We start from the raw sequence: 24,108 nt of genomic DNA, 5'->3' as shown, positions 1-24,108 counted from the left end.
GATCAGGCGCCGGTGACGCCGTCGATGCGCTCGCGGATCAGGTCGGCGTGGCCGTTGTGCCGGGCGTACTCCTCGATCATGTGCACGTAGACCCAGCGGACGCTGATCGTCCGGGTCTCGGCGCTCCCGTCACGCCGGGTGCGCTGGAAGGTCTGATCCAGGGAGAGGCCGGCGGCGGTCTTCCGGGCCGCCTCGACCTCGGCGCGGAAGGTGGCGAAGGCTTCCGCCGGGTCGGCGTCGGCGACGGCGTTCAGATCCGCGTCCTCGTCCTCGTCGTCGTCGTAGAGGACGGGGACGTCCTCCCCGGCGGCGCGGATCCGGAACCACCAGCGCTCCACACCGGCCATGTGGCGGACCAGCCCGAGCAGGGTCAGGGTGGACGGCTCGACGCTCGCCGTCCGGAGCTGCTCGGCGGTAAGGCCGGCGCACTTGTACAGCAGGGTGTCGCGGTGGTAGTCGAGCCAGCCTTCCAGCATGGTGCGCTCGTCACCGACGTAGGGCTCGTGGCTGCGGTCGATCTCAGGTGCTCTCCAGGTCATCCGGCCATCCTCCGGCCCGCCGACGACGGCCGCGACCCGATTTCAGGGCACCACCACGACCGGCCAGCGGCCGGTGCGGACCAGCCGGGTGGCGACCGAGCCGACCAGCTTGTGGCCGGCCTGCTCGGACGACCCGACCACCACCAGGTCCGCGCGGTGCTCGTCGGCCGCCTTGCACAGCTCGGCGTACGCGTCGCCGCGCCGGCACAGGAAGGTCACCGGCAGGCCCAGCTCCTCGGCGCCGCGCCGGCACTCCTCGCGCAGCTCGGCGGCCAGCTCGTCGTGGGTCTGCTGGACCGCCCCGGCCACCACCCCGGACATGATTCCCGCGTACGGGGCCGGCGAGCTGACGAAGACCACCACCAGCCCGGAGCCCTGCCGGCGGGCCAGCCCGGCGGCGTACGCGGCGGCGCGCAGCGAGGTGCGGCTGCCGTCGACGCCGACCAGCACCACCCGGGGCCCGTCCGTGCCGCGCTCGAACGGCAGCGGCCGGGCCTCCGGGCCGTACCTCTCGCGCTCGGGTGCGTCCATCGGGTCAGTCCCGCCCGCCCGTGCGTACCACCGGGGCGGCCGCGCCGGCCGCGACGGTCGACTCGCGCTCGACCTCGGCGGAGATCGCGTCGCCGTTGGTCCGGCGCAGCGGCACCTCCTTGATGAAGACCACCGCGATCAGCGCGATCAGCCCGAACGGGGCGGCGGCCAGGAAGATGTCCCCGGCGCCGTGCCCGTACGCGGCCTCGACGACCGCGCGGATCGGTGCGGGCAGGGCGTGCACGTTGGGCAGGCTACCGCCGCTGCCCGAGCTGGAGGCGGGGATGCCCAGTCCGGCGAGTCCCTCGGCGAGGTAGTCCTTGACCTTGTGGCCGAGGATCGCGCCGAGCGCGCTCACCCCGATGGCGCCGCCGAGGCTGCGGAAGAAGGCCACCACGGAGCTGGCCGCGCCGAGCTCGTGCGGGCCGACGGTGTTCTGCACGGCGAGGACCAGGTTCTGCATGGTCATGCCCAGGCCGAGGCCGATCAGCGCCATGAACACGGCGAGCCGCCAGTACGGGGTGTCGGCCCGCATGGTGCCCATCAGCGCGAAGCCGGCGGTGAGCAGCACCGAGCCGGCCACCAGGTACCGCTTCCAGCGGCCGGTGTTGGTGATGATCCGGCCGACCACGGTGGAGGCGATCAGCAGGCCGAGGATCATCGGCAGGGTCATGAGGCCGGACATGGTCGGGCTCTCGCCGCGGCTGATCTGGAAGTACTGGCCCAGGAAGACCGAGGCGCCGAACATGCCCACGCCGACCGCGATGCTGGCGATCACGGCGAGGGTGATGGTGCGGTTGCGGAACAGGCGCGGCGGGATCATCGGCTCGGCGGCCCGGTTCTCCACCCGCAGGGCGAGCGCGCCGAGCAGCACGGCGCCGGCCACCATGACGGCGGTCTGCCAGGACATCCAGTCGTACTTGTCGCCGGCCAGGGTGACCCAGATGAGCAGCAGGGAGACGGCCGCGGTGATGAGGGTGGCGCCCCACCAGTCGATCTTCGCCTCGCGCTTGACCACCGGCAGGTGCAGGGTCTTCTGGAGCACGACCAGGGCGAGGACGGCGAACGGCACGCCCACGTAGAAGCACCAGCGCCAGCCGAGCCAGTCGGTGTCGACGATGACGCCGCCGATCAGCGGGCCGCCGATGGTGCCGACGGCCATGACCGCGCCGAGGTAGCCGCTGTACCGGCCGCGCTCGCGCGGGGCGATCATCGTCGCCATGATCACCTGGGCGAGGGCGGTGAGGCCGCCCGCGCCGACGCCCTGGAGCACCCGGCACGCGATGAGCTGGCCGGTGGACTGGGAGAGCCCGGCCAGCACCGAGCCCAGCACGAAGATCGTGAGGGCGAGCTGGACCAGGATCTTCTTGCTGGTCAGGTCGGCCAGCTTGCCCCAGATCGGGGTGGTCGCGGTGGTCGCCAGCAGCGTCGAGGTGACGACCCAGGTGTACGCGGACTGGCCGCCGTGCAGCTCGGTGATGATCCGCGGCAGCGCGTTCGAGACGACCGTGGAGGAGAGGATCGCGACGAACATGCCCAGCAGCAGGCCGGAGAGCGCCTCCAGGATCTGCCGGTGGGACATGTCGACGGCGGTCGCCCGGGTGGGCGCTGTCGCCTGCGTCATCGTGGAATGCCTCCGGGAAGGACGGGGGAAGGGTTGCCTCGGGCAACCGTATGGCTTGGTTGCCTCAAGCAACAACTGCACGTGGCGCAGGTCTTATTCCGGGGCGGAACCGGTCAGAAGGTCTCGTTGAACCGGTGCATGAGCCGGGCGAAGTCCTCGACGTCCTGTTTCGGCCACGATTCGAGCGAGCGCCGGATCTGTCCGAGTCGGGCCGCCCGCGCCGCGTCGAACCGGCGGGTGCCCTCCTCGGTGAGGCTGAGCTGGGCGGCCCGCCGGTCGGTCGGGTCCGGGTCGCGGCGGACCAGCCCCAGCGCCTCCAGGCCGCCGATCTGCCGGCTCAGCGTGCCCTTGCCGATGCCCAGCTTCCCGGCCAGGTCGGTGAGCCGGGTCGAGCCGGACCGGCGCAGCCAGAGCAGCAGCCCGTAGGCGTTGGGCTCCAGGTTGGGGTGGACCTCGCGGGCGATCTCCCAGGACAGGGCGCGCCCACGCCGCAGCAGCGCGGTCAGTTCGTGTTCCACGGCGCGCAGGCTCTCGTCCACGCTGAGAGGGTACTCACCCCTCGTCGCTGAGCCGCTGTCGCGCCACCGTACGCAGGTGCCCGTCGCTGGTGGTGCCCTCGATCACCACGTCGGCCGTCCGGCCCTCGTGGGTCAGCGTGGCCACCGCGTTGCCGAAGTAGGGTCCGGCCAGCTTCTTCCACCGCACCAGCGGGCGGCGCACCCCGGCCGAGCGGGCCAACGCCCGGGCCGCGCCGGCCGGCCCCGGATTCCAGCCCAGCTTCATGAGCGGGCGCATCCCGGCCGGCACCTGGTTGTGGATCGGGGAGCAGGTGAGCTGGTGCACCGGGGTGCGGACGCTCCGGTCGGCGAACCGGGCCCGGGCCACGTACGAGTGGTGCACGTCCCCGGACAGCACGCTGATCGAGGCCGGCCGCGAGTACGCCGGGCCCGCGCCGACCCGCGCCCCCTCGTGTGGCGCCGTGCCGCTGCCCAGCCGGGCGAACAACTCGCCCAGCGCGTCGAAGGAGCGTCGGAACGAGGCCCAGTGCTCCAGGTCCCAGGCCCGGCGCATCTGCTCGGCGACCTTCGCCACCCAGGGGCGGCGGGAGTCGGCGAGCTTCTCGTTCCACGACTCGACGTGGTGGATGCCGGGCGGCAGCAGCCAGGGCAACGAGGCGCCGACCACCAGGTGGTCGTAGACGCCGTGCGCCCGGTCCAGGAACCACGACCACTCGCCGGGCGGCAGCATGGCCCGGTTGCCGGAGTCGAGCACCCGGCTGGAGCGGTTGTCCAGCATGACCAGGCGGGTCCGCCCCAGGTCCAGCGCGTAGCTCCACTGGTACTGCACGGCCCGCCAGCGTTCGGTGTCGTGCGCGACGTCGGCCTCCTTGTCGACCCGCTCGCCGAACTCGTGCAGCACGCCGGTGGCGTCCTCGGCGGCCATCACCTTGGCGTACACCGGGTCGGCGGCGATCTCGTCCGGCGCCAGGTTGCCCAGGTGCTGGTAGACCCAGTAGGAGGCCAGGCCGCTGCGGATCCGCTCCGCCCACCAGGGCTGGGTGCGCATGTCCGCCCGCCAGGACGCCGAGGTGTTCCAGTCGTCGATGATCTCGTGGTCGTCGAAGATCATCACGCTCGGCACGGTGGAGAGCAGCCAGCGGATCTCCGGGTCCCGCCAGGACTCCAGGTAGAGCTTCGTGTACTCGTCGAAGCTGACCACCTGGGTGGCCGGGGCGCCCTTCGGGCGGCGCCGCCGCCGCTTGAGCAGCCGGCGCACGGTCGGCGAGGTCTCGTCGGCGTAGACCTGGTCGCCGAGGAGCACCAGCAGGTCGGGCAGCGAGCCCGGGTCCGGGGTGGCGATCTGCCGCCGGGCGTACGCGTCCAGCGCGTCCGGGGGCAGCCGGCGGGCCGTGGCGTGCTGGGTGGTCTCCCGGCAGGAGCCGAAGAGCAGGGTCACCTTCTGGTCCCGGTCGTCCTTTGCCCGGGTCCGGATCACGCTGGCCGGGAAGCCGCTCTCCGGCACCGGCCAGGCCACCTCGTCGTCGATCAGCACCTCGTAGGTGGTGCTGCTGTCCGGGGCCAGCCCCGACACCACCACCATCGCGTAGTGGTGGTCGTACGCCGAGAAGGTGGGCGCGCTGCCGGTGGCCCCGCCGGCCGTGCGGACGGTGACCACCGCGGGGGCGCTGGTCTCCACCCAGACGGTGGCGCGCGTGCCCACGACGCGGCGCAGCAGCGGGCCGATGAGCAGACGGGGACCGGTCACGGCGCACCTCCGACGAAGATCATTAACCCTTTCCTACCCGGCCGGCGGTTGCGGCACGCCTTCCAGCCGCGAGCGTACTCGCAGCTTGTTCACGTGCCGAGGCGGTGAGTGGGACGCCGTCGCCGGCATCTGACAGGATTTCGGGCATGAAGGAATACCTCCTCGTCGCACTCGCCCTGCTCGTGGCGCTGATCCTCGGCGGCCTCAGCCTCGTGGTGCCCCGGCTGCGCCGGCGCCCCGAGCCGCCGCTGCCGGAGACGGAGGTCGACACCAGGGCCGAGGAGGACCTGGCCGGACCGCCGGTCGAAGCGGCGGAGTCGGACCTGCGCACCGGCGTGCTGGTCGAGCCGCCGCCCGTGGTCGAGGCGCCGCCGCTGCCCACCATCGAGGTCCCCGAGCCCACCGCCGGCCGGCTGGTCCGGCTGCGCTCCCGGCTGTCCCGCTCGCAGAACGTCTTCGGCAAGGGCCTGCTCGGCCTGCTCAGCCGGGACCGCCTCGACGAGGACACGTGGGAGGAGATCGAGGACAGCCTGATCACCGCCGACGTCGGCATCGACTCCACCCGGGAGATCGTCGACCGGCTGCGCGAGCGGACCCGGGTGCTCGGCACCCGGTCGGTCGACGAGCTGCGCACGCTGCTCGCCGCCGAACTGGTCAACGCGCTCGACCCCACCCTGGACCGGTCGCTGAAGACCGCCCCCAAGGACGGCGTCCCGGCCGTGCTGCTGGTGGTCGGTGTCAACGGCGCCGGCAAGACCACCACCTGCGGCAAGATCGCCCGGGTGCTCATCGCGGACGGCCGGACCGTGCTGCTCGGCGCGGCCGACACCTTCCGGGCCGCCGCCGCCGACCAGCTGGAGACCTGGGGCGCCCGGGTGGGCGCGGAGACCGTCCGCGGCCCCGAGGCCGCCGACCCGGCCAGCGTCGCCTTCGACGCGGTCAAGCGGGGCATCGACACGGCCGTCGACACCGTGCTGGTGGACACCGCCGGCCGGCTTCAGAACAAGGTCGGCCTCATGGACGAGCTGGGCAAGGTCAAGCGCGTCGTGGAGAAGCACGGCCCGATCGACGAGACCCTGCTGGTGCTCGACGCCACCACCGGGCAGAACGGCCTGGAGCAGGCCCGGGTGTTCACCGAGGTGGTCAACGTGACCGGCGTGGTGCTGACCAAGCTCGACGGGACGGCCAAGGGCGGCATCGTGATCGCCGTGCAGCGCAAGCTGGGCATCCCCGTGAAGCTGGTCGGCCTCGGCGAGGGCCCCGACGACCTGGCCCCGTTCGACCCGGCGCAGTTCGTCGACGCGCTGCTCGGCAATGAGCCGCTCGCCCGGGACGCGTAGCCTCGACGTGACGACTGACGATCGCGCCTACGCGGGGTGGCGCGACCCCAGCCACCCGTCGCCACGCCTCGGGAGACCGTACGTGACTTCGCAGGAGATCCCGCTGCACGGCGGGAACGTGAGCACCGTCGTCCGGGTGGGCGACACGGTCCGGCGCAACGCGGGCCCGTGGACCCCCTCGGTGCACGCGCTGCTGCGCCACCTGGAGTACGTCGGCTTCACCGGCGCGCCCCGCGCCCTGGGCATGGACGAGCGCAACCGCGAGGTCCTGTCGTACCTGGAGGGGGAGTGCGGGGAGTATCCCCTCGCCCCGCACTGGGTAACCGACGAGGCGCTGGTCACCGTGGCCACCATGCTGCGGATGTTCCACGACGCCCAGTACGGCTTCACCCCGCCGCCCGGCGCGGTCTGGCGCTCGTTCGGCCCACCGCCGCCGGACACCGAGGTGATCTGCCACCACGACGCCGCCCCGCACAACGTGATCTGGCGGCCCGACGGCACCCTCGGGCTGATCGACTTCGACCTGGCCTCGCCCGGCGCCCGGATCTACGACGTGGCGTACGCGGCGTGGACCTGGGTGCCGATCTTCTCCGACCGCGACTCGATCACCCTCGGCTGGAAGCACCCGGACCGGCCGCGCCGGCTGCGCCTCTTCGCAGACGCGTACGGGCTGATCCCGCGGGACCGGCACCGGCTGATCCGGACCATCCGCAAGCGGATCGTCGACCACGTGGAGGGCATCCGGCGGATGGCCGCCGCCGGGGAGCCGGCGTTCGTCCGGATCGTGCACAAGGGCCACCTGCGCCGGCCCATGCGCGACCTGCGGCTGCTCGACTACGAGCGGCACGCCCTGGAGTACGCCCTGCGCTGACCGAGTTGTCGAGGAGGAGTGGCCGGTTCCGCGTGGGACCGGCCACTTCTTCCGTTCTCCCCGGGCATGATCGTCGTTCTTCACACGCCGGAAACAACCCGTCACGCGCCGGAAATCGAGCGGTGTCGGTGAAGGAAACAGCCGCCGAGCAAGCTTCCGCGCAACCGGCTGACGGGCGATGCTGCCAGGTCTCAGTCGGAGGGAGGAATACGACACCGAGAGGAGGCAGCGTGGAGATCGATACCGGGAACACTGCCTGGCTGCTTGTTTCGACTGCGCTCGTGCTGCTCATGACGCCCGGTCTGGCCCTGTTCTACGGCGGGCTGAACCGTTCCAAGGGCATGCTGAACATGATGATGATGAGCTTCTCGTCCATCGGGCTCGTCAGCATCCTGTGGCTTTTCTACGGCTTCACCGTCGCCTTCGGCGAGGGCGGCAAGTTCATCGGTGACCTGGGCCAGTACCTGGGCACCAAGACGTTCGTCGGTGAGAGCGACCTGTGGGGCGAGACCGGTATCCCGCTCTACGTCTTCATCGCCTTCCAGATGATGTTCGCCGTCATCACCGTCGCGCTGATCAGCGGGGCGCTGTCCGACCGGACGAAGTTCGCCGGCTGGCTGCTGTTCGCGGCCGGCTGGGCCACCCTGGTCTACTTCCCGGTGGCCCACATGGTGTGGGGCGGCGGCCTGATCGGCGGCGACATCGGCGCCCTCGACTTCGCCGGCGGCACGGCCGTGCACATCAACGCCGGCGCCGCGGCGCTCGCCCTCGTGCTGGTCCTCGGAAAGCGGGTCGGCTGGCCTCGGGAGAGCACCAAGCCGCACAACATCCCGCTGGTCGCCCTCGGCGCCGGCCTGCTCTGGTTCGGCTGGTTCGGCTTCAACGCCGGCTCCGAGCTGACCGCCGACGGGGTCACCGCGCTGGCCTTCATGAACACCCAGGTCGCCACCGCCGCCGCGCTGCTCGGCTGGATCGTGGTGGAGTGGGTGCGCGACGGCAAGCCGACCCTGGTGGGCGCCTCCTCGGGTGCGGTGGCCGGTCTGGTCGCCATCACCCCGGCGTGCGCCTTCATCACCCCGGCCGCGGCGGTGCTGCTGGGTCTGGTCGCCGGTGCGGTCTGCGCCCTGGCCGTGGGCCTGAAGTACCGGCTCGGCTACGACGACTCCCTCGACGTGGTCGGCGTGCACTTCGTCGGCGGGTGGATCGGCTGCCTGTGGATCGGCCTGTTCGGCACCGCCTCGGTCAGCTCGCTGGTCGCCAGCGACGGCCTGCTGGTCGGCGGTGACGCCACCCTGCTGGGCAAGCAGGCGCTGGGCGCGCTGATCGTCACGGTCTACTCCTTCGTGGTCGCCTACGCCCTCGGCTTCGTGATCGACAAGACGATCGGGTTCCGGATCTCCGCCGAGGCCGAGGTCGACGGCATCGACGTCGCCGAGCACGCGGAGAGCGCGTACGACCTGTCGCCCAGCACGGGCGGCAGCGGCGGGGGCGCGTTCGCGATGGCCGGGATCGGCGCCGCCAGGCCGGCCCCGGAACCCACCGACCCGGCGGAGGAGCCCGCCGAGCCGGTCAGCGAGAAGGTCGCCGGTTAACGTTCCTGGGATGGAGGGGTTGGACATGAAGCTGGTGACCGCGGTCATCAAGCCGTACCAGCTGGACGCGGTGAAGGAGGCCCTGCACGCCCTCGGCGTGGCCGGCCTGACCGTCAGCGAGGTCCAGGGCTACGGCCGGCAGAAGGGGCACACCGAGGTCTACCGGGGTGCCGAGTACACGGTCGAGTTCCTGCCCAAGATCCGGGTCGAGGTGCTCACCGACGAGATGGACGTCGACAAGATCGTCGACGCCATCGTGGGCGCCGCCCGGACCGGCAAGATCGGCGACGGGAAGGTCTGGGTGACCGGTGTCGAGGAGGTCGTCCGGGTCCGCACCGGCGAGCGCGGGCTCGACGCCCTCTGACACCGGATCCGACGACGTGACCTCGTTGACCACGACGACCGGCCCCACCGGGGACGGCCCGCTCGTGGTCAACGAGGTCGTCGGCGTACCCGCGGGGATCGGCGCCGAGGCCCGGGCGGCCCGGGCCGACGCCCTGGACGCCTGGCTGCGCGGCATCTTCCCCGCGCGGGCGGGGATCGCCCTGGTCGCGGTCGGCGGGCTGGGACGGCGGCAGTGCGCGCCCTACGGCGACCTCGACCTGGTGCTGCTGCACGCGGGGGTGCCCGGCATCGACGAGCTCGCCGCCTCGCTCTGGTATCCGATCTGGGACGCCGGGCTGCGGCTGGACCACTCGGTGCGGACCGTCCCCGAGGCGCTCTCGGTGGCCCAGGACGACGTCAAGGTCGCCCTCGGGCTGCTCGACGCCCGCCACGTGGCCGGCGACCCGGACCTGGCCGACCAGCTCGTCCGCACCGCGGCCGACCACTGGCGGCGCACCGCCGTCCGGCAGCTCCCGGGCCTGCGGGAGATCACCGCGGCCCGCTGGGAGACCCACGGTGAGCTGGCGTTCCTCCTCGAAGGCGACCTCAAGGAGGCCGCGGGCGGTCTGCGCGATGTCGGCATCCTCCGGGCCATCGCCACCGCAGGGGTGACCGACGCGCTGCGCCCCGCCGTCCACGCCGCCCACCGGCGGCTCCTCGACACCCGGGACGCCCTGCACCAGCAGGTCGGCCGCCGGGTCGACCGGCTCGTCGCCCAGGAACGCGACGGCGTCGCCGCGCTGCTCGGCCTGCGCGCCGCCGAGGCCGGCGGCGTCATCGGTGACGGGGACGCGCTGCTGCGCCGGGTGGCCGGGGACGCCCGGACGGTCAGCCACGCCCTGGACGATGCCTGGCGGGCCGCCGACCGGCTCCGCGCCGGCCGGCACCGGACCGCCGGCGGCCGCCCGCTGCGTCGCCCGGTGGCGCGGGACGTGGTCGAGCAGGACGGCGAGCTGGTGCTCGCCCGCGCCGCCATCGGCGCCCGCCCCGACCCGAGCCTGTCGCTGCGGGTCGCCGCCGCGGCGGCCACCACCCGGCTGCCCATCGCCCGGGCCACCTGCGAGTGGCTGGCCGCGTACTGCCCGCCGCTGCCCGCGCCCTGGCCGCCGGCCGCCCGGGCCGCGCTCATCACCCTGCTCGGCGCCGGTCCCGGCCTGGTGCCCGCCTGGGAGACCTGCGACCGGTACGGCCTCGTGGACGGCTGGCTGCCCGAGTGGACCCGGCTGCGCAGCCTGCCGCAGCACAACCCCGTCCACCGGTTCACCCTCGACCGGCACCTCGTGCAGGCCGCGTACGAGGCGAGCCGGCACACCCGCGACGTGGACCGCCCCGACCTGCTGCTGCTCGGCGCGTTCCTGCACGACATCGGCAAGGGGCTCCCCGGCGACCACAGCACCGTCGGCGCACCCCTGGCCGAGGCGGTGGCCACCCGGATCGGGCTGCCCGACGACGAGGCGGCGCTCATCGGCAGGCTGGTGAGGCTGCACCTGCTGCTGCCCGACGTGGCCACCCGGCGGGACCTCTCCGACCCGAAGACCGTCGCCGGGGTCGCCGAGCGGGTCGGCGACACCACCACGCTGGACCTGCTGCACGGCCTGGTCCGGGCCGACGCCGCGGCCACCGGGCCGGCCGCCTGGTCGGACTGGAAGGGGCGGCTGATCGCCGAACTCGTCGCGCGGGTGCGCACCGCCCTGGACACCGGCGTGGTGCCCGCCCCGCCGGCCCCCGACCCGGCGCTGGTCGCCGGGCCGCTGCCCGTCGTACACCTGGGGGAGGACCGGGTGTCGGTGGCCGCGGCCGACCGGCGGGGGCTGCTCGCCACGGTGGCCGGCTGCCTGGCCCTGCACCGACTGGAGGTGATCTCCGCGGACGCCGCCACGGTCGACGGCCGGGCCCTGGTGCAGTGCCGGGTGCAGCCGCGCTACGGCCTGGCGCCGGACCCCATCGCGCTCCGCGCCGACCTGCGCCGCGCGGTCGGCGGCGACGTCTCGGTCACCCAGCGGCTGCGCGGCCGGGCCCTGGCCGCGCGCGGCCAGGGCGCCGCGCCCCGGGTGGTCTGGCACGGCGAGGCCGCCACCGACGCGGTGCTGCTGGAGCTGCGGGCCGCCGACGCGGCCGGGCTGCTCTACCGGGTCGCCTGCGCCCTCGACGAGGCCGGCGCCCAGGTGCGGGCCGCCCGGATCTCCACCCTCGGCGGCGACGTGGTGGACGCGTTCTACCTGGTGGGCGGCTGGCCGTCCGACGCCGACCGGGCCCGGATCGAGGCCGCCGTGCTCGCCGCCGTCTGACTACGTCAGCGGACGTACGCCGGAAGCCGCCGCCGGGGCGACGTGCCGGGGGCCGCCCGACGGGACGCTCGGTGGCATGAACCTGCCAGTGCAGACCGAAGGGCTCACCAAGCGGTACGGCGGCCTGACCGCCGTGCAGGACCTCCAGCTCACCGTCCGGGCCGGCGAGGTGTACGGCTTCCTCGGCCCGAACGGCGCCGGCAAGACCACCACCCTGCGCATGCTGCTCGGGCTGGTCCGCCCCACCGCGGGCACGGTCCGGCTGCTCGGCCGCCCACCCGCCGCCGGCCGGCTCACCGGGGTCGGCGCGCTCATCGAGGGGCCGGCCTTCTACCCGTACCTCTCCGGTCGGGACAACCTGCGGGTGCTGGCCCGCTACGCCGGGGTCGGCGCCGACCGGGTCGCGCTCGTGCTCGACCTGGTCGACCTCACCGACCGGGCCGGCGACCGCTACGCCGGCTACTCGTTGGGCATGAAGCAGCGGCTCGGGGTGGCCGCCGCCCTGCTGAAGGACCCCCGCCTGCTGATCCTCGACGAGCCGACCAACGGCCTCGACCCGGCCGGCATGGCGGACATGCGCACCCTCATCCGCCGGCTCGGCGCTGCCGGCTGCACCGTGCTGGTCTCCAGCCACCTGCTCGGCGAGGTCGAGCAGGTCTGCGACCGGGTCGGGGTGATCGCCCGGGGCCGCCTGGTCGCCGAGGGCAGCGTCGCCGAACTGCGCGGGGCGGCCGGGCTGCGGCTGCTCGCCGACCCGCTGGACGCCGCGGCCGAACGGGCGCGGAACCTGGTCGGCGCCGACCGGGTCCGGGTGGTCGACGGCGGGCTGGAGCTGGCCGTCGCGCCGGAGCAGGCCGCCTGGCTCAACGCCGAGCTGGTCGGGGCCGGGCTCGCCGTGCGCGAGCTGCGCCCCCGGGAACGGGACCTGGAACAGGTCTTCTTCGACCTCGTGGAGAAGGGAACGGCCGATGTCGCGTAGCTTCCGCGCCGAGACCGTCAAGCTGGTCCGGCGGCCGGCCACCTGGCTGCTGCTGGCCATCACCCTGGTGCTATCGCTGATCTTCACCTACGTCTTCCCGTACGCCGGCGTCGCGGGCGGCACCGACGGGCCGAACACCGACCGGGGCCTGCCCGCGCTGCTCCCGGACCAGTTGGTCGGGAACTCCCTCGGCGGCCTGCCGGTCTTCCTCGGCGCGATCCTGCTGATCCTCGGCGTGCTCACCGTCGGCGGCGAGTACGGCTGGGGCACCTGGAAGACCGTGCTCACCCAGGGCCCGACGCGGCTGGAGGTGTACGCCGGCAAGCTGCTCGCCCTGGCCGCCGCCGCGCTGGCCGTGGTGTTCGCCGTCTTCGCGGTCGGCGCGGTGGCCAGCCTGCTCATCGCGTCCGCCGAGGCGCAGCCGGTGACCTGGCCGGCGGCCGGCGACCTGCTCACCGGGATCGGGGCGGGGTGGCTCATCGCGACGATGTGGGCCATGCTCGGTGCCGTGCTCGCCGTCGCGCTGCGCGCCGTGGCGCTGCCGGTCGGGCTGGGCCTGGTGTGGATGCTCGCGGTGCAGAACCTGCTCGCCACGATCGCCGCGCCGCTGGTCGACTGGGTGGCGACGGCCCAGGAGGGGCTGCCCGGGCCGAACGCCGGCTCGCTGGCCGCCGCGCTCGGCGCTCCCGGGGACACCCCCGGGGTGGCGTCCACCGTCGGTGGCGGGCAGGCGGCCGTGGTGGTGGCCGCGTACCTGGTCGGGTTCGCGGCGGTCGGCGCGGTGCTGCTGCGCCGGCGGGACATCGGCTGAGGCGGGGCGGGGGAGGGCACGTGGACCGCGAACGTGGCGACCGGGGCCGCCGGCTCCTGGACGGCCTCGTCGCCCTGGCCCTGCTGGTGATCGGGCTGGCCGGCACCGCGCCGGCCGGCCTCAACCAGGGCGTGAAGGCCGGGCCGGCCGCCTACCCGCTGGTCGTGGTGGCCGCGCTCGCGGTGGCCGTCCGTCGGCGCTGGCCGCTGGCCACCCTGGCCGTGGTCACCGCGGCGAGCACCGCGTACCTGGTGCTCGGTTACCCGTACGGCCCGATCCTCCTGTCGTTCTTCGTCGCGGTCTACACGGTGGCCGCGTACCGGCCGGCGAGGCTCGCGGCGTCGGCCGCCGGGGTGGCGCTGCTCGTGCTGCTCATGCACGTCTTCGTCGGGGTGCGCCCGCCCGGCCTCGTCGGGCTCATGCCGGCCGCCGCCTGGGTGGTGGTGCCCTTCGCCGTGGGGGTCACCGTGCGGCTGGGCCGGGAGAACGCGGCGCGCAGCCGCACGGACGAGGCGCGCCGGCTGGCCGACGCCGAGCGCCTGCGGGTGGCGCGGGAGGTGCACGACGTGGTCGGGCACGGGCTCGCCGCCATCCACCTCCAGGCCGAGATCGCCCTGCACCTGCTGGGCCGCAAGCCCGAGCAGGCCGAGGCGGCGCTCACCGCGATCAGCCGGACCAGCAAGGAGGCGCTCGACGAGTTGCGGGTGACGCTGACCGTGGTCCGCCGCGACGAGTCCGCCGACGACGAGCGGGCCCCCGCGCCCGGGCTGGCCCAGCTCCCGCAGTTGCGCGAGCGGCTGGCCGGCGCCGGGCTCCCGGTCACCGTCGAGGTGGTGGGGGCGCCGCGCCCGCTCCCGGTCGCCGTCGACCTGGCCGCGTACCGGGTGGTGCAGGAGGCGCTGACCAACGTGCTGCGGCACGCCGGCCCGGCCACCGCCACGGTTCGCATCGGGTACGCGCCCACCGAGGTCGCCGTGGAGGTCACCGACACCGGCCGCGGCGCGGCCGCCCCGGCGGGCGATTCCGGCGGATACGGGCTGGCCGGCATGCGGGAACGGGTCACCGCGCTGGGCGGTTCGTTCGCCGCCGGCCCCGCCTCCGCCGGCGGCTTCCGGGTGTCCGCCACACTGCCCGTGGAGGAGGTCACATGATCCGGGTGCTGCTCGCCGACGACCAGGACCTGGTCCGGATCGGGCTGCGGGCCCTCGTGGAGAGCGAGGACGACCTCACCGTGGTCGGCGAGGCCGCCGACGGGCTCGCGGCCGTCGAGGCGGCCCGCCGGGAACGTCCCGACGTGGTGCTCATGGACGTGCGGATGCCCGGCGTCGACGGCATCGAGGCGACCCGCCGGATCGTCGGCGACCCCGCGCTGGCCGGCACCCGGGTGGTCGTGCTGACCACCTTCGAGCTGGACGAGTACGTCTTCGACGCGCTCCGGCACGGCGCCAGCGGCTTCCTGACCAAGGACACCCGCCCGGCCGAGCTGTTGCGGGCCATCCGACTGGTCGCCGAGGGGGAGGCGCTGCTGTCCCCGTCGGTGACCCGGCGGGTGGTGCGGGAGTTCGCCACCCGGCCGGCGCGGGTGCCCCGCCCGCACCCCCGGCTCGGCGCCCTCACCGACCGGGAACGCGAGGTGGTGGGTCTGGTCGGCGAGGGGCTGAGCAACGTCGAGATCGCCGAGCGGCTGGTGGTCAGCCCGGCCACCGCGCGGACCCACGTGAGCCGGGCCATGGTGAAGCTGGGCGCCCGGGACCGGGCCCAGCTCGTGGTCTTCGCGTACCAGTCGGGGCTGGTCGCGTCCTGATCGGCCGGCCGCGCGGGCCGTGGTGATCTCCTGGTGGGGGTCGGGCCGGCGGGAAGCAGTGCGGGGACGGGACCGTTACCCTTGCGGGTAGCCGGACGTCTGCGTGCCGGCCGACTGTGCTCGCCAAACCGACAAACGGGATGTTCGCGTGTTTGACACCTTGAGTGACCGCCTGTCCGGGATCTTCACCAAGCTCCGCGGCAAGGGTCGGCTCACCGACGCCGACATCGACGCCACCGCGCGCGAGATCCGCATGGCGCTGCTGGAGGCCGATGTCGCCCTGCCGGTGGTCAAGGGCTTCATCGCGAACGTCAAGGAGCGGGCGCGCAGCGCCGAGGTCTCCGAGGCGCTCAACCCGGCCCAGCAGATCATCAAGATCGTCAACGAGGAGCTGATCAACGTCCTCGGCGGCGAGGGGCGGCGGCTCCAGTTCGCCAAGCACCCGCCGACCGTGATCATGCTGGCCGGCCTCCAGGGTTCCGGTAAGACCACCCTCGCCGGCAAGCTGGCCCGCTGGCTCAAGGCCCAGGGGCACCAGCCGATGCTGGTCGCCGCCGACCTCCAGCGCCCCAACGCCGTCGGGCAGCTCCAGGTGCTCGGTGGCCGGGCCGGCGTCGAGGTGTACGCCCCGGAGCCCGGCAACGGCGTCGGCAACCCCGTGCAGGTCGCCCGCGACTCGATCGAGCACGCCAAGCGGGCCGCCCGCGACATCGTCATCGTCGACACCGCCGGCCGGCTGGGCATCGACGCCGAGATGATGCAGCAGGCCGCCGACATCCGCGACGCGGTCCAGCCCGACGAGGTCATCTTCGTCATCGACGCGATGGTCGGCCAGGACGCCGTCCGCACCGCCGAGGCGTTCCGCGACGGCGTCGGCATCACCGGCGTGGTCCTCTCCAAGCTCGACGGCGACGCCCGCGGTGGCGCCGCGCTGTCGGTCCGGGAGGTCACCGGGCAGCCGATCCTGTTCGCCTCCACCGGCGAGAAGCTGGAGGACTTCGACGTCTTCCACCCCGACCGGATGGCCAGCCGGATCCTCGGCATGGGCGACGTCCTCACTCTGATCGAGCAGGCCGAGGCGGCCTTCGACGCCGATCAGAAGGAGAAGATGACCGCCAAGCTGATGGGCGGCGAGCAGTTCACCCTGGAGGACTTCCTCGATCAGCTCATCGCGGTCCGGCGGATGGGCCCGATCGCCAACGTGCTGGCCATGATGCCCGGCATGGGGCAGATGAAGGACCAGCTCGCCGAGCTGGACGACAAGCACTTCGACCGGGTCACCGCGATCATCCGGTCGATGACCCCGGCCGAGCGCACCACCCCGAAGATCATCAACGGCTCCCGCCGCGCCCGCATCGCGGCCGGCTCCGGGGTGACCGTCATGGACGTCAACCAGCTGCTCAACCGCTTCGCCGACGCGCAGAAGATGATGAAGCAGATGGGCGGCATGATGGGCCTCCCCGGTGGGGGCCGGCGCAAGGCGACCAAGTCGCCGAAGAACAAGCGCAAGGGCACGAAGGGCGGCGGGCGGCCGCGCACCGGCGCCGGGGTGCCGGGCGGCTTCCCGGGCGGCATGCCGCAGCTCCCGCCGGGCCTCGACCCGGGCGACCTGGCCGGCGGCCAGGGCCTGCCGCCGGGCTTCAAGCTGCCGAAGATCGACTTCAACAAGCTCGGCAAGGGCGGTGACAAGGGCCCGCGCTGACGCGTGTCGGTGACGGTAGGCGATGCGATCATCACTTAAAGTCGTGTCGCCCCCTGGAAGGAGATGTCATGACCGCGGCACCGATCCTGCCCGAACGGCACGAGTGGACGGTCGACGACCTGGGTGACCTGCCCAAGGACCTTCCGTACGAACTGATCAACGGAAGGTTGATCGTGCCGTCGCCGACTGCCGTGCACCAAGAGCTGTGCGTGGAGCTGCTGCTCGCCCTCCGCGTCAACTGCCCGCCGGAATACCTGGTCAGCATCGACCTCTCGATGCGGGTCGACCGCCGCAACGAGCCCCGTCCCGACGTGGTGGTCATCCGGCGCAGGCACGCCGGACAGTCGCCGGTGCCGGTCGAGGACGCGCTGCTCGCCGTCGAGGTGGTCTCGCCGACCTCCACCTTCCGCGACATGTACGACAAGGCGAAGGTCTACGCGCACGCCGGCGTCCGCTCGTACTGGGTGGTGGACCCGATCCAGGAGCGGATCGCGCTCACCGAGTACGCGCTCGGCGCCAACCGCGAGTACGAGCAGGTGGCGAACACCGAGGACCTGTTCGTCACGGAGAAGCCGTGGAAGGTCAGCGTCGACCTGCCGGCGCTTACGGCCCGGAAGAACGACCTGCTCGCCCCCGAGGGGGAGTGATCCGGTAGGACTGTGCACATGGCTCTGCATGTGCGCGGTGTGCTCCTGCCGGACGACGAGGTCCGGGACATCTGGCTGGTTGACGACCGGGTCACCTTCGAACCGATGCCCGGCGCCGAGACGGTCGTGGACGGCGGCTTCGTCCTGCCCGGCCTGACCGACGCCCACTGCCACATCGGCATCGCCCGCGGCGGCGCCCCGATCACCTCCCTCGACCAGGCCCGCGAGCTGGCCCGCACCGACCGGGACGCCGGCGTGCTGGCCATCCGTGACGCCGGCTCGCCGTACCCGTACCCCGAACTCGACGACGAGCCGGACCTGCCGCGACTGGCCCGCGCCGGCCGGCACGTCGCGCCGCCGAAGCGCTACCTGCGCGACATCGGGGTGGAGGTCGGCGCGGCGGAGGTGGCCGCGACGGTCGCCGCGCAGGCCGCCGCCGGCAACGGCTGGGTCAAGCTGGTCGGCGACTGGATCGACCGCGGGGTGGGCGACCTCGCGCCGGCCTGGGACGCCGACACCCTGACCGCGGCGGTCGCCGCCGCGCACGCCGCCGGGGCACGCGCGGCCGTGCACACCTTCTCCGAGTCGGCCGTGGAGATCATGGTGCGGGCCGGGGTGGACTCGGTGGAGCACGGCACCGGGCTGAGCCTCGACCTCATCGACCTGATGGCCCGGCAGGGCACCGCGCTGGTGCCCACCATGATCAACATCCGGACCTTCGGCCACATCGCCGACCAGGCCCGCGCGAAGTTCCCCGGGTACGCCGACCACATGCTCGCCCTGCGCGACCGCTTCCCCGGGGTGGTCCGCGCCGCGCACGAAGCGGGGGTGCCGATCTACGTGGGCACCGACGCGGGCGGCGGCATCGACCACGGGCTGGCCGCCGAGGAGATGCTGCTCCTGCACGAGCAGGCCGGCATGGCCGCCGAGGACGTGCTCGCGGCCGCCTCCTGGCGGGCGCGGGAGTGGCTCGGCTTCCCCGGCCTGGTCGAGGGCGGCCTGGCCGACCTGACCGTCTACCCCGAGGACCCCCGCGTGGACCTGCGTGTGGTCCGCGCCCCGTCCCGCATCGTGCTACGCGGCCGCGTCCTGCGCTGACGGGCCTGCGCTCTCAACCCGCTGGGCGGGTGGCGGCGGTGTGGAAGAGGTGCAGGGCCAGGTTCGCCAGTTGGTCGGCGGTTTCGTCGACGGGTGACTGGGGGAGCACGATGTGGCTCACCACCAGGCGGACGATGGTGTCGGCGGCGAAGGTCAGGGCCGCCGGGTCGCCCTCCGGCAGGTGTTGACCGGCCCACTCCAGCAGGGCCGCGGACGACTCCGCGAGCACCAGCTCCGACCGGGTGGTCAGGTAGGGCAGCAGCTCGTCGGAGCCGCCCCGGGCGCTGGTCAGGATCGCCTTGACCAGCGGGTTGTCTGCGGCCGCGGCGAGGGTGTGCCGGATGGCCGCGTGCGCCGCCGCCCGCACGTCGGGGCCGTGCGTCGCCAGGGCCGCGCGGACCTCGCCGACGAACCGGTCCACCTCGCGCCGGGCGAGCGCCTCGGCCAGGTCGGCCTTGCTGCCGAACTCGTTGTAGACGGTCTGCCGGCTCACCCCGGCGGCCTGCGCCACCCCGCCCATCCGCACGCCGTCCCAGCCGGCGGCGATCGCCTGCGCGCGGGCGGCGTCCACGATCGCGTCCCGCAGCCGTTGTTTCGACTCGGGCACGCCGCGCGCCGGCCCGGCGCTGTCGTTCGGAAGCTCACCCATCGGTGTCGAAGTCTACGGTCGGGCGGCGCGACACGGCGTGCGCCGACTCCCGGGCGCAGCGCCGGCCCGCCCGGCGCATAGGATGTGCGGTCATGGCACGCGTGCTCACTCCCCGTGCGGAGGACTTTCCCCGCTGGTACCAGGACCTGATCGCCAAGGCGAAGCTGGCCGACAACGGCCCGGTGCGGGGCACCATGGTCATCCGACCGGCGGGCTACGCCATCTGGGAGCGGATGCAGGCCGAGATGGACGCCCGGATCAAGGCGGCCGGCGCGGAGAACGCGTACTTCCCGCTGTTCATCCCGGAGAGCTACCTCAAGCGCGAGGCCGAGCACGTCGAGGGCTTCTCGCCGGAGCTGGCCGTGGTCACCCACGGCGGTGGCAAGCAGCTCGCCGAGCCGGTGGTGGTGCGCCCCACCAGCGAGACGGTGATCGGCGAGTTCATGGCCAAGTGGATCGACTCCTACCGGGACCTGCCGCTGCTGCTCAACCAGTGGGCGAACGTGGTCCGCTGGGAGCTGCGCCCCCGGATCTTCCTGCGTACCAGCGAGTTCCTGTGGCAGGAGGGGCACACCGCGCACGCCACCCGTGAGGACGCCCGGGCCTACGCCCGCCGGATCCTGCACGAGGCGTACGAGGACCTGATGGTCAACGTGCTCGGCATCCCGGTGGTGGTGGGCCTCAAGACCGCCCGCGAGCGCTTCGCCGGCGCGACCGCCACCTACACCTGTGAAGGCATGATGGGCGACGGCAAGGCGCTCCAGCTGGGCACCAGCCACGAGCTGGGCCAGAACTTCGCCAAGGCGTTCGACATCAGCTACTCCTCGGCCGAGGGCGGCCGGCAGCACGCGTGGACCACCTCCTGGGGCACCTCGACCCGGATGCTCGGTGGCCTGATCATGTGCCACGGCGACGACAACGGGCTGCGGGTGCCGCCGAAGCTGGCGCCCGTCCAGGCGTACGTGATGATCGTCAAGGACGGCGAGGGCGTGGGCGAGGCGGCGGCCAAGCTGCGCGACGCGCTGCGCGACGCCGGGGTCCGGGTCGCGCTGGACGACCGGACCGACATCGCGTTCGGCCGCCGCGCCGTCGACGCCGAGCTGCGCGGCTACCCGGTGCGCGTCGAGGTCGGCCCCCGCGACCTGGCCGCCGGCAACGCGGTCGTGGTCCGGCGTACGGACGGCTCGAAGGCGCCGGTCGCGGTCGCCGACGTGGTGGGCGCGGTGCTCGCCGCGCTGGAGGCGGACCAGCAGGCGCTGCACGACCAGGCGCTGGCGTTCCGGCAGTCCCGCACCGTAGAGGTCGGCACGCTGGCCGAGGCCATCGAGGCGGCCGCCACCGGCTGGGCGAAGGTGCCGTGGTCGGCGGTCGGCGTCCAGGGCGAGGCCGAGGCGAACGGCCAGGGCGTCACCGTCCGGTGCCTGCTGCGGGCCGACGGCTCGGTGCCGGACTCCGAGGACGAGCCCGACCTGGTCGCCGTCCTGGCCCGCGCCTACTGAGGTGCGGCCGGGCGGCCCGGCCGGCCGGTTCGCGCCGGGCCGGCTGATCATGCACCGGAACGTGCGGCACGGCCGGATCGGCTGGGTCCGGCCGGCCCGCGTGGTGTCCGACGACGACCGGGGCCTGCTGCTCTGGGTGGCCCGGAACACGCCGGTGGCGCACGAGGTGACCGAGGCGGGGCTGGGCATGCGGGCGGTGCCCTTCGCCGAGTGGATCACCTCCACCTACCGGCTGGCCCGGGGGCGCTGGAGCGGACCGCCGGTGCTCAAGTTCCTGCCCAGCGGCGCCGCCCACTCGGTCTGGTGGTTCCGGGACGCGCACGGTCGCTTCCAGAACTGGTACGTCAACCTGGAGGAGCCCGGCGTCCGTTGGGACGACGGCGCGGTGGCCGGGGTGGACATGGTCGACCAGGACCTCGACGTGGTGGTCCACCCGGACCTGAGCTGGGAGTGGAAGGACGAGGACGAGTTCGTCGAGCGCCTCGCCTTCCCCGGGCACTACTGGGTGACCGACGAGAAGGCGGTCCGGGCCGAGGGGGAGCGGGTGATCCGCATCGCCGAGGCCGGCGAGTTCCCCTTCGACGGCACCTGGTGTGACTTCACCCCGCCCGCCGAATGGGACGTACCGGACGAACTGCCGCCCGGCTGGGACCGCCCGCCGGTGCGCTGACCGCGTGTCGTTCGTCACCGTCGCGGGCGACCCGCGGGAGCTGTCCGGGTCCGGTGTGAGAGATCGGGGCCGGACATGGCAGAATGGGTCGCTGGTATCCGGCGCGCGTCCGGCGCCCTCTAACCCGGGCGCGTCGCCAGTTAACCGAGCAGTCTCCGGCCCAACCCCACTGTGCCGGTCGGCGCTCACCCGCCACACCGCCCGCACCGGGCCGGTGAGATCGCAACAGGAGCGAAACAACTGTGGCCGTAAAGATCCGGCTCCTGCGGATGGGCAAGATCCGCAACCCGCAGTACCGCATCGTCATCGCCGACTCGCGCACCAAGCGTGACGGTCGCGCGATCGAGTTCGTCGGTGTGTACCAGCCGAAGGAAGACCCTTCGGTGATCGAGGTCAAGTCGGAGCGGGTCCAGTACTGGCTGTCGGTCGGCGCGCAGCCGAGCGAGGCCGTGCAGCGCCTGCTGGAGCTGACCGGTGACTGGCAGAAGTTCAAGGGCCTGCCGGCCCCGCCGCCGCTGAAGGTCGCCCCGGAGCGGGCCGACCGCAAGGCGGCGTACGAGGCCGAGGCGAAGGCCGCCGCCGGCGTGGCGGAGACCCCGGCGCCGGCCAAGAAGGCCGCCAAGGCTGCGGCTCCGGCCGCCGAGGCCGAGGCGCCGAAGGCCGAGGAGCAGACCGGTGTCGAGTCCGGCGAGCAGGCCTGACATGGCGCTGCGTCCCGCCCTGGAGCACCTGGTCAAGGGGATCGTCGACCACCCGGACGACGTCCGGGTGCGCATGGTCGACTCCCGTCGGGGCAAGCGGCTCGAGGTCCGCGTGCACCCGGAGGACCTCGGCACGGTGATCGGGCGGTCCGGCCGGACCGCCAAGGCGCTGCGCCAGGTGATCGGCTCCATCGGTGGGCGCGGGGTGCGCGTCGACATCGTCGACTCGTACTGATGCTTCTCATCGTCGGCCGGATCGGCAAGCCGCACGGCATCCGCGGTGAGGTCACCGTGGAGGTGCGGACCGATGAGCCCGAAGCACGTTTCGCCCCGGGCATGGTGCTGCGCACCACGCCCGGGGCGGTGCCCCCGGCTGAGTCCCAAAGGCGCGTGCTGCGCACCGAGCCGGGGGCGGTCGCGCCTCCGGCGCCCGGGGCCTACCGGGTGCCGGACAAGCTGACCATCGAGTCCGCCCGCTGGCACCAGGGGCGGCTGCTGGTCGCCTTCGAGGGCGTGCTGGACCGCGACGTCGCCGAGGCGCTGCGCGGCACCCTGCTCGGCGTGGACAGCGCCACCGTCGCACCGCCGGCGGACCCGGAGGAGTTCCTCGACCACCAGCTGGTCGGCCTGGCCGTGGTGACCCCGGCCGGCGAGCGGCTGGGCGAGGTGGCCCGGATCGACCACGCCCCCGCCTCCGACCTGCTGGTGCTGCGGCGTCCCGACGGGCGGACCGCGCTCATCCCGTTCGTCAAGGCGATCGTGCCCGAGGTCGACGTCCCGGGCGGACGCGTGGTGGTGGAGCTGCCCGGCGGGCTGCTCGACCTCTGACTGGAGCCACCCCTCATGCGCGTCGACATCGTGTCGATCTTCCCCGAGTACTTCGCCCCGCTGGACCTGTCGCTGATCGGCAAGGCCCGGGCGAGCGGCACGTTGCGGCTGGCCGTACACGATCTGCGGACCTGGACCCACGACGTGCACCGCACGGTCGACGACACCCCCTACGGCGGCGGCCCCGGCATGGTGATGCGACCGGAGCCGTGGGGCGAGGCGCTCGACGCCCTGGCCCCCCACGAGCTGAGCCCGGACGGGCACACCCTGCCCCGGCTGCTCGTCCCCTCGCCGGCCGGCGTCCGGTTCACCCAGGCCATGGCGCACGAGTTGGCCGCCGAGTCGCACCTGCTCTTCGCCTGCGGCCGCTACGAGGGCATCGACCAGCGGGTGCTCGACCACGCGGCGAACCGGATGCGGGTGACCGAGGTCTCCCTCGGCGACTACGTGCTCTTCGGTGGCGAGGTCGCCGTGCTGGTCATCCTGGAGGCGGTCACCCGGCTGCTGCCCGGGGTGCTCGGCAACGCCGGCTCGCTGGACGAGGAGTCGCACGCCCACGGGCTGCTGGAAGCCCCCATGTACACGAAGCCGGCGAACTGGCGCGGGCACGAGGTGCCCGAGGTGCTGCGCTCCGGCGACCACGGCAGGATCGCCCGCTGGCGGCGCGACGAGGCGCTGCTGCGGACGGCGTCCCGACGCCCCGACATGATCGCCGCGCTGCCCCCGGAGAGCCTGGACAAGCGGGACCGGGCGGCGCTGGACCGGGGTGGATTTCAGCCACCGGCGGGGGATGTGGCAAAGTAGAGGGGTTGCCGCATCCGTTCACGCCGTGGGCGGCTGCGAGGACCCTCGACCGGGGTCGGCGTCGCCGGCACCACCCGGGGGTCAGAATCACCCATCCGCGCATCGACTGACGGTGCGCCGTGAGCCTCACGAGGACACAGCGATGAACATCCTGGACGCCCTTGACGCCCAGTCGAAGCGCGTTGACCTGCCCGACTTCCGCGCCGGTGACACCGTCAAGGTGCACGCGCGGGTTGTCGAGGGTAACCGGTCCCGGGTCCAGATCTTCCAGGGCGTCGTCATCCGCCGCCAGGGTGACGGTCTGCGCGAGACCTTCTCGGTCCGCAAGGTCAGCTTCGGCGTGGGTGTGGAGCGCACCTACCCGCTGAACAGCCCGGCCCTCGACCGGATCGAGGTCGTGACCCGCGGTGACGTGCGGCGCGCCAAGCTCTACTACCTGCGCGAGCTGCGGGGCAAGAAGGCCAAGATCAAGGAGCTGCGCG

At 73.5% G+C, this 24,108-nt stretch carries 25 protein-coding genes; 19 read left to right on the top strand and 6 right to left on the bottom strand.

Features of this window, described 5'->3' with window-relative positions:
• Positions 1-2: 2 nt before the first annotated feature.
• From FXF50_RS10300 to FXF50_RS10280, 5 genes are all read right to left on the bottom strand, one after another.
• Positions 3-539, bottom strand: coding sequence for a DinB family protein (locus tag FXF50_RS10300; protein ID WP_148427005.1), 537 nt, complete (start codon positions 537-539; stop codon positions 3-5).
• Between the two features lie 42 nt (positions 540-581).
• Positions 582-1,070: a universal stress protein gene (locus tag FXF50_RS10295; protein ID WP_148427004.1), complete on the bottom strand. Its 489-nt coding sequence runs from the start codon at positions 1,068-1,070 to the stop codon at positions 582-584.
• 4 nt (positions 1,071-1,074) lie between these two features.
• The gene (locus FXF50_RS10290) at positions 1,075-2,694 is read right to left on the bottom strand and encodes an MDR family MFS transporter (protein WP_148427003.1); all 1,620 of its coding nucleotides are present in this window, start codon (positions 2,692-2,694) and stop codon (positions 1,075-1,077) included.
• Between the two features lie 113 nt (positions 2,695-2,807).
• Positions 2,808-3,233: a MarR family winged helix-turn-helix transcriptional regulator gene (locus FXF50_RS10285; RefSeq protein WP_091312461.1), complete on the bottom strand. Its 426-nt coding sequence runs from the start codon at positions 3,231-3,233 to the stop codon at positions 2,808-2,810.
• A 13-nt stretch (positions 3,234-3,246) separates the two neighbouring features.
• The gene (locus tag FXF50_RS10280) at positions 3,247-4,959 is read right to left on the bottom strand and encodes an alkaline phosphatase D family protein (RefSeq protein ID WP_148427002.1); all 1,713 of its coding nucleotides are present in this window, start codon (positions 4,957-4,959) and stop codon (positions 3,247-3,249) included.
• Between the two features lie 146 nt (positions 4,960-5,105).
• Here FXF50_RS10280 and ftsY point away from each other — a divergent pair, with 146 nt between their 5' ends.
• The 12 genes from ftsY (at position 5,106) to FXF50_RS10220 (ending at position 18,475) form a co-directional block, all read left to right on the top strand.
• Positions 5,106-6,299, top strand: coding sequence for a signal recognition particle-docking protein FtsY (ftsY, locus tag FXF50_RS10275; RefSeq protein WP_148427001.1), 1,194 nt, complete (start codon positions 5,106-5,108; stop codon positions 6,297-6,299).
• Positions 6,274-7,170, top strand: coding sequence for an aminoglycoside phosphotransferase family protein (locus FXF50_RS10270; RefSeq protein WP_187399608.1), 897 nt, complete (start codon positions 6,274-6,276; stop codon positions 7,168-7,170). The genes ftsY and FXF50_RS10270 overlap by 26 nt, the downstream gene beginning before the upstream one ends.
• A gap of 230 nt (positions 7,171-7,400) precedes the next feature.
• Complete coding sequence (locus FXF50_RS10265) at positions 7,401-8,762, top strand: ammonium transporter (RefSeq protein ID WP_148427000.1); 1,362 nt, start codon at positions 7,401-7,403, stop codon at positions 8,760-8,762.
• Positions 8,763-8,787: 25 nt separating this feature from the next.
• Entirely contained in the window at positions 8,788-9,126 is a 339-nt protein-coding gene (locus FXF50_RS10260) for a P-II family nitrogen regulator (protein ID WP_013284578.1), read from the top strand.
• A gap of 16 nt (positions 9,127-9,142) precedes the next feature.
• Positions 9,143-11,434: a [protein-PII] uridylyltransferase gene (locus tag FXF50_RS10255; RefSeq protein ID WP_148426999.1), complete on the top strand. Its 2,292-nt coding sequence runs from the start codon at positions 9,143-9,145 to the stop codon at positions 11,432-11,434.
• A gap of 76 nt (positions 11,435-11,510) precedes the next feature.
• Positions 11,511-12,413 carry an ABC transporter ATP-binding protein gene (locus FXF50_RS10250; RefSeq protein ID WP_148426998.1) on the top strand — a complete coding sequence of 301 codons (903 nt, stop codon included), beginning with the start codon at positions 11,511-11,513 and terminating at the stop codon, positions 12,411-12,413.
• Entirely contained in the window at positions 12,403-13,224 is an 822-nt protein-coding gene (locus FXF50_RS10245; protein WP_148426997.1) for an ABC transporter permease subunit, read from the top strand. The genes FXF50_RS10250 and FXF50_RS10245 overlap by 11 nt, the downstream gene beginning before the upstream one ends.
• A gap of 20 nt (positions 13,225-13,244) precedes the next feature.
• The gene (locus FXF50_RS10240) at positions 13,245-14,375 is read left to right on the top strand and encodes a sensor histidine kinase (protein WP_148426996.1); all 1,131 of its coding nucleotides are present in this window, start codon (positions 13,245-13,247) and stop codon (positions 14,373-14,375) included.
• Positions 14,372-15,028 (top strand): response regulator transcription factor, encoded by a 657-nt coding sequence (locus FXF50_RS10235; protein ID WP_148426995.1) that lies wholly within the window; start codon positions 14,372-14,374, stop codon positions 15,026-15,028. The genes FXF50_RS10240 and FXF50_RS10235 overlap by 4 nt, the downstream gene beginning before the upstream one ends.
• Before the next feature lie 148 nt (positions 15,029-15,176).
• A complete protein-coding gene (gene ffh / locus FXF50_RS10230; RefSeq protein WP_148426994.1) occupies positions 15,177-16,730 on the top strand; it encodes a signal recognition particle protein in 1,554 nt (517 codons plus the stop codon).
• A gap of 68 nt (positions 16,731-16,798) precedes the next feature.
• The gene (locus FXF50_RS10225; RefSeq protein ID WP_148426993.1) at positions 16,799-17,377 is read left to right on the top strand and encodes a Uma2 family endonuclease; all 579 of its coding nucleotides are present in this window, start codon (positions 16,799-16,801) and stop codon (positions 17,375-17,377) included.
• Positions 17,378-17,395: 18 nt separating this feature from the next.
• Positions 17,396-18,475 (top strand): amidohydrolase family protein, encoded by a 1,080-nt coding sequence (locus tag FXF50_RS10220; protein ID WP_148426992.1) that lies wholly within the window; start codon positions 17,396-17,398, stop codon positions 18,473-18,475.
• Between the two features lie 13 nt (positions 18,476-18,488).
• Here FXF50_RS10220 and FXF50_RS10215 read toward each other — a convergent pair whose 3' ends face one another.
• Positions 18,489-19,124, bottom strand: a complete 636-nt coding sequence (locus tag FXF50_RS10215; RefSeq protein WP_148426991.1) for a TetR family transcriptional regulator — start codon at positions 19,122-19,124, stop codon at positions 18,489-18,491.
• Between the two features lie 92 nt (positions 19,125-19,216).
• On the opposite strand from FXF50_RS10215, the gene proS reads away from it, so the two are divergent.
• The 7 genes from proS to rplS all read left to right on the top strand — a co-directional run.
• A complete protein-coding gene (gene proS, locus FXF50_RS10210; protein ID WP_148426990.1) occupies positions 19,217-20,623 on the top strand; it encodes a proline--tRNA ligase in 1,407 nt (468 codons plus the stop codon).
• Positions 20,624-20,672: 49 nt separating this feature from the next.
• The gene (locus tag FXF50_RS10205; RefSeq protein ID WP_148427262.1) at positions 20,673-21,293 is read left to right on the top strand and encodes a DUF402 domain-containing protein; all 621 of its coding nucleotides are present in this window, start codon (positions 20,673-20,675) and stop codon (positions 21,291-21,293) included.
• A 242-nt stretch (positions 21,294-21,535) separates the two neighbouring features.
• Positions 21,536-21,994: a 30S ribosomal protein S16 gene (gene rpsP / locus FXF50_RS10200; protein ID WP_148426989.1), complete on the top strand. Its 459-nt coding sequence runs from the start codon at positions 21,536-21,538 to the stop codon at positions 21,992-21,994.
• Positions 21,969-22,229: an RNA-binding protein gene (locus tag FXF50_RS10195; protein WP_187399607.1), complete on the top strand. Its 261-nt coding sequence runs from the start codon at positions 21,969-21,971 to the stop codon at positions 22,227-22,229. The genes rpsP and FXF50_RS10195 overlap by 26 nt, the downstream gene beginning before the upstream one ends.
• On the top strand, positions 22,229-22,822 hold the full coding sequence (gene rimM / locus FXF50_RS10190; protein WP_148426988.1) for a ribosome maturation factor RimM: 594 nt from the start codon (positions 22,229-22,231) through the stop codon (positions 22,820-22,822). Before FXF50_RS10195 ends, rimM begins: the two co-directional genes overlap by 1 nt.
• A gap of 15 nt (positions 22,823-22,837) precedes the next feature.
• Positions 22,838-23,626: a tRNA (guanosine(37)-N1)-methyltransferase TrmD gene (gene trmD, locus FXF50_RS10185; protein WP_148426987.1), complete on the top strand. Its 789-nt coding sequence runs from the start codon at positions 22,838-22,840 to the stop codon at positions 23,624-23,626.
• Between the two features lie 142 nt (positions 23,627-23,768).
• A partial coding sequence (gene rplS, locus FXF50_RS10180) for a 50S ribosomal protein L19 (protein WP_148426986.1) occupies positions 23,769-24,108 on the top strand: 340 nt, incomplete at its 3' end.

Origin of the sequence: Micromonospora sp. AP08, assembly GCF_008085935.1 — a bacterium.
GTDB classification, from domain to species: domain Bacteria; phylum Actinomycetota; class Actinomycetes; order Mycobacteriales; family Micromonosporaceae; genus Micromonospora; species Micromonospora chersina.
The sequence above is the reverse complement of the archived record's forward strand: the minus strand, read 5'-3'. Positions and strand labels throughout refer to the sequence as shown.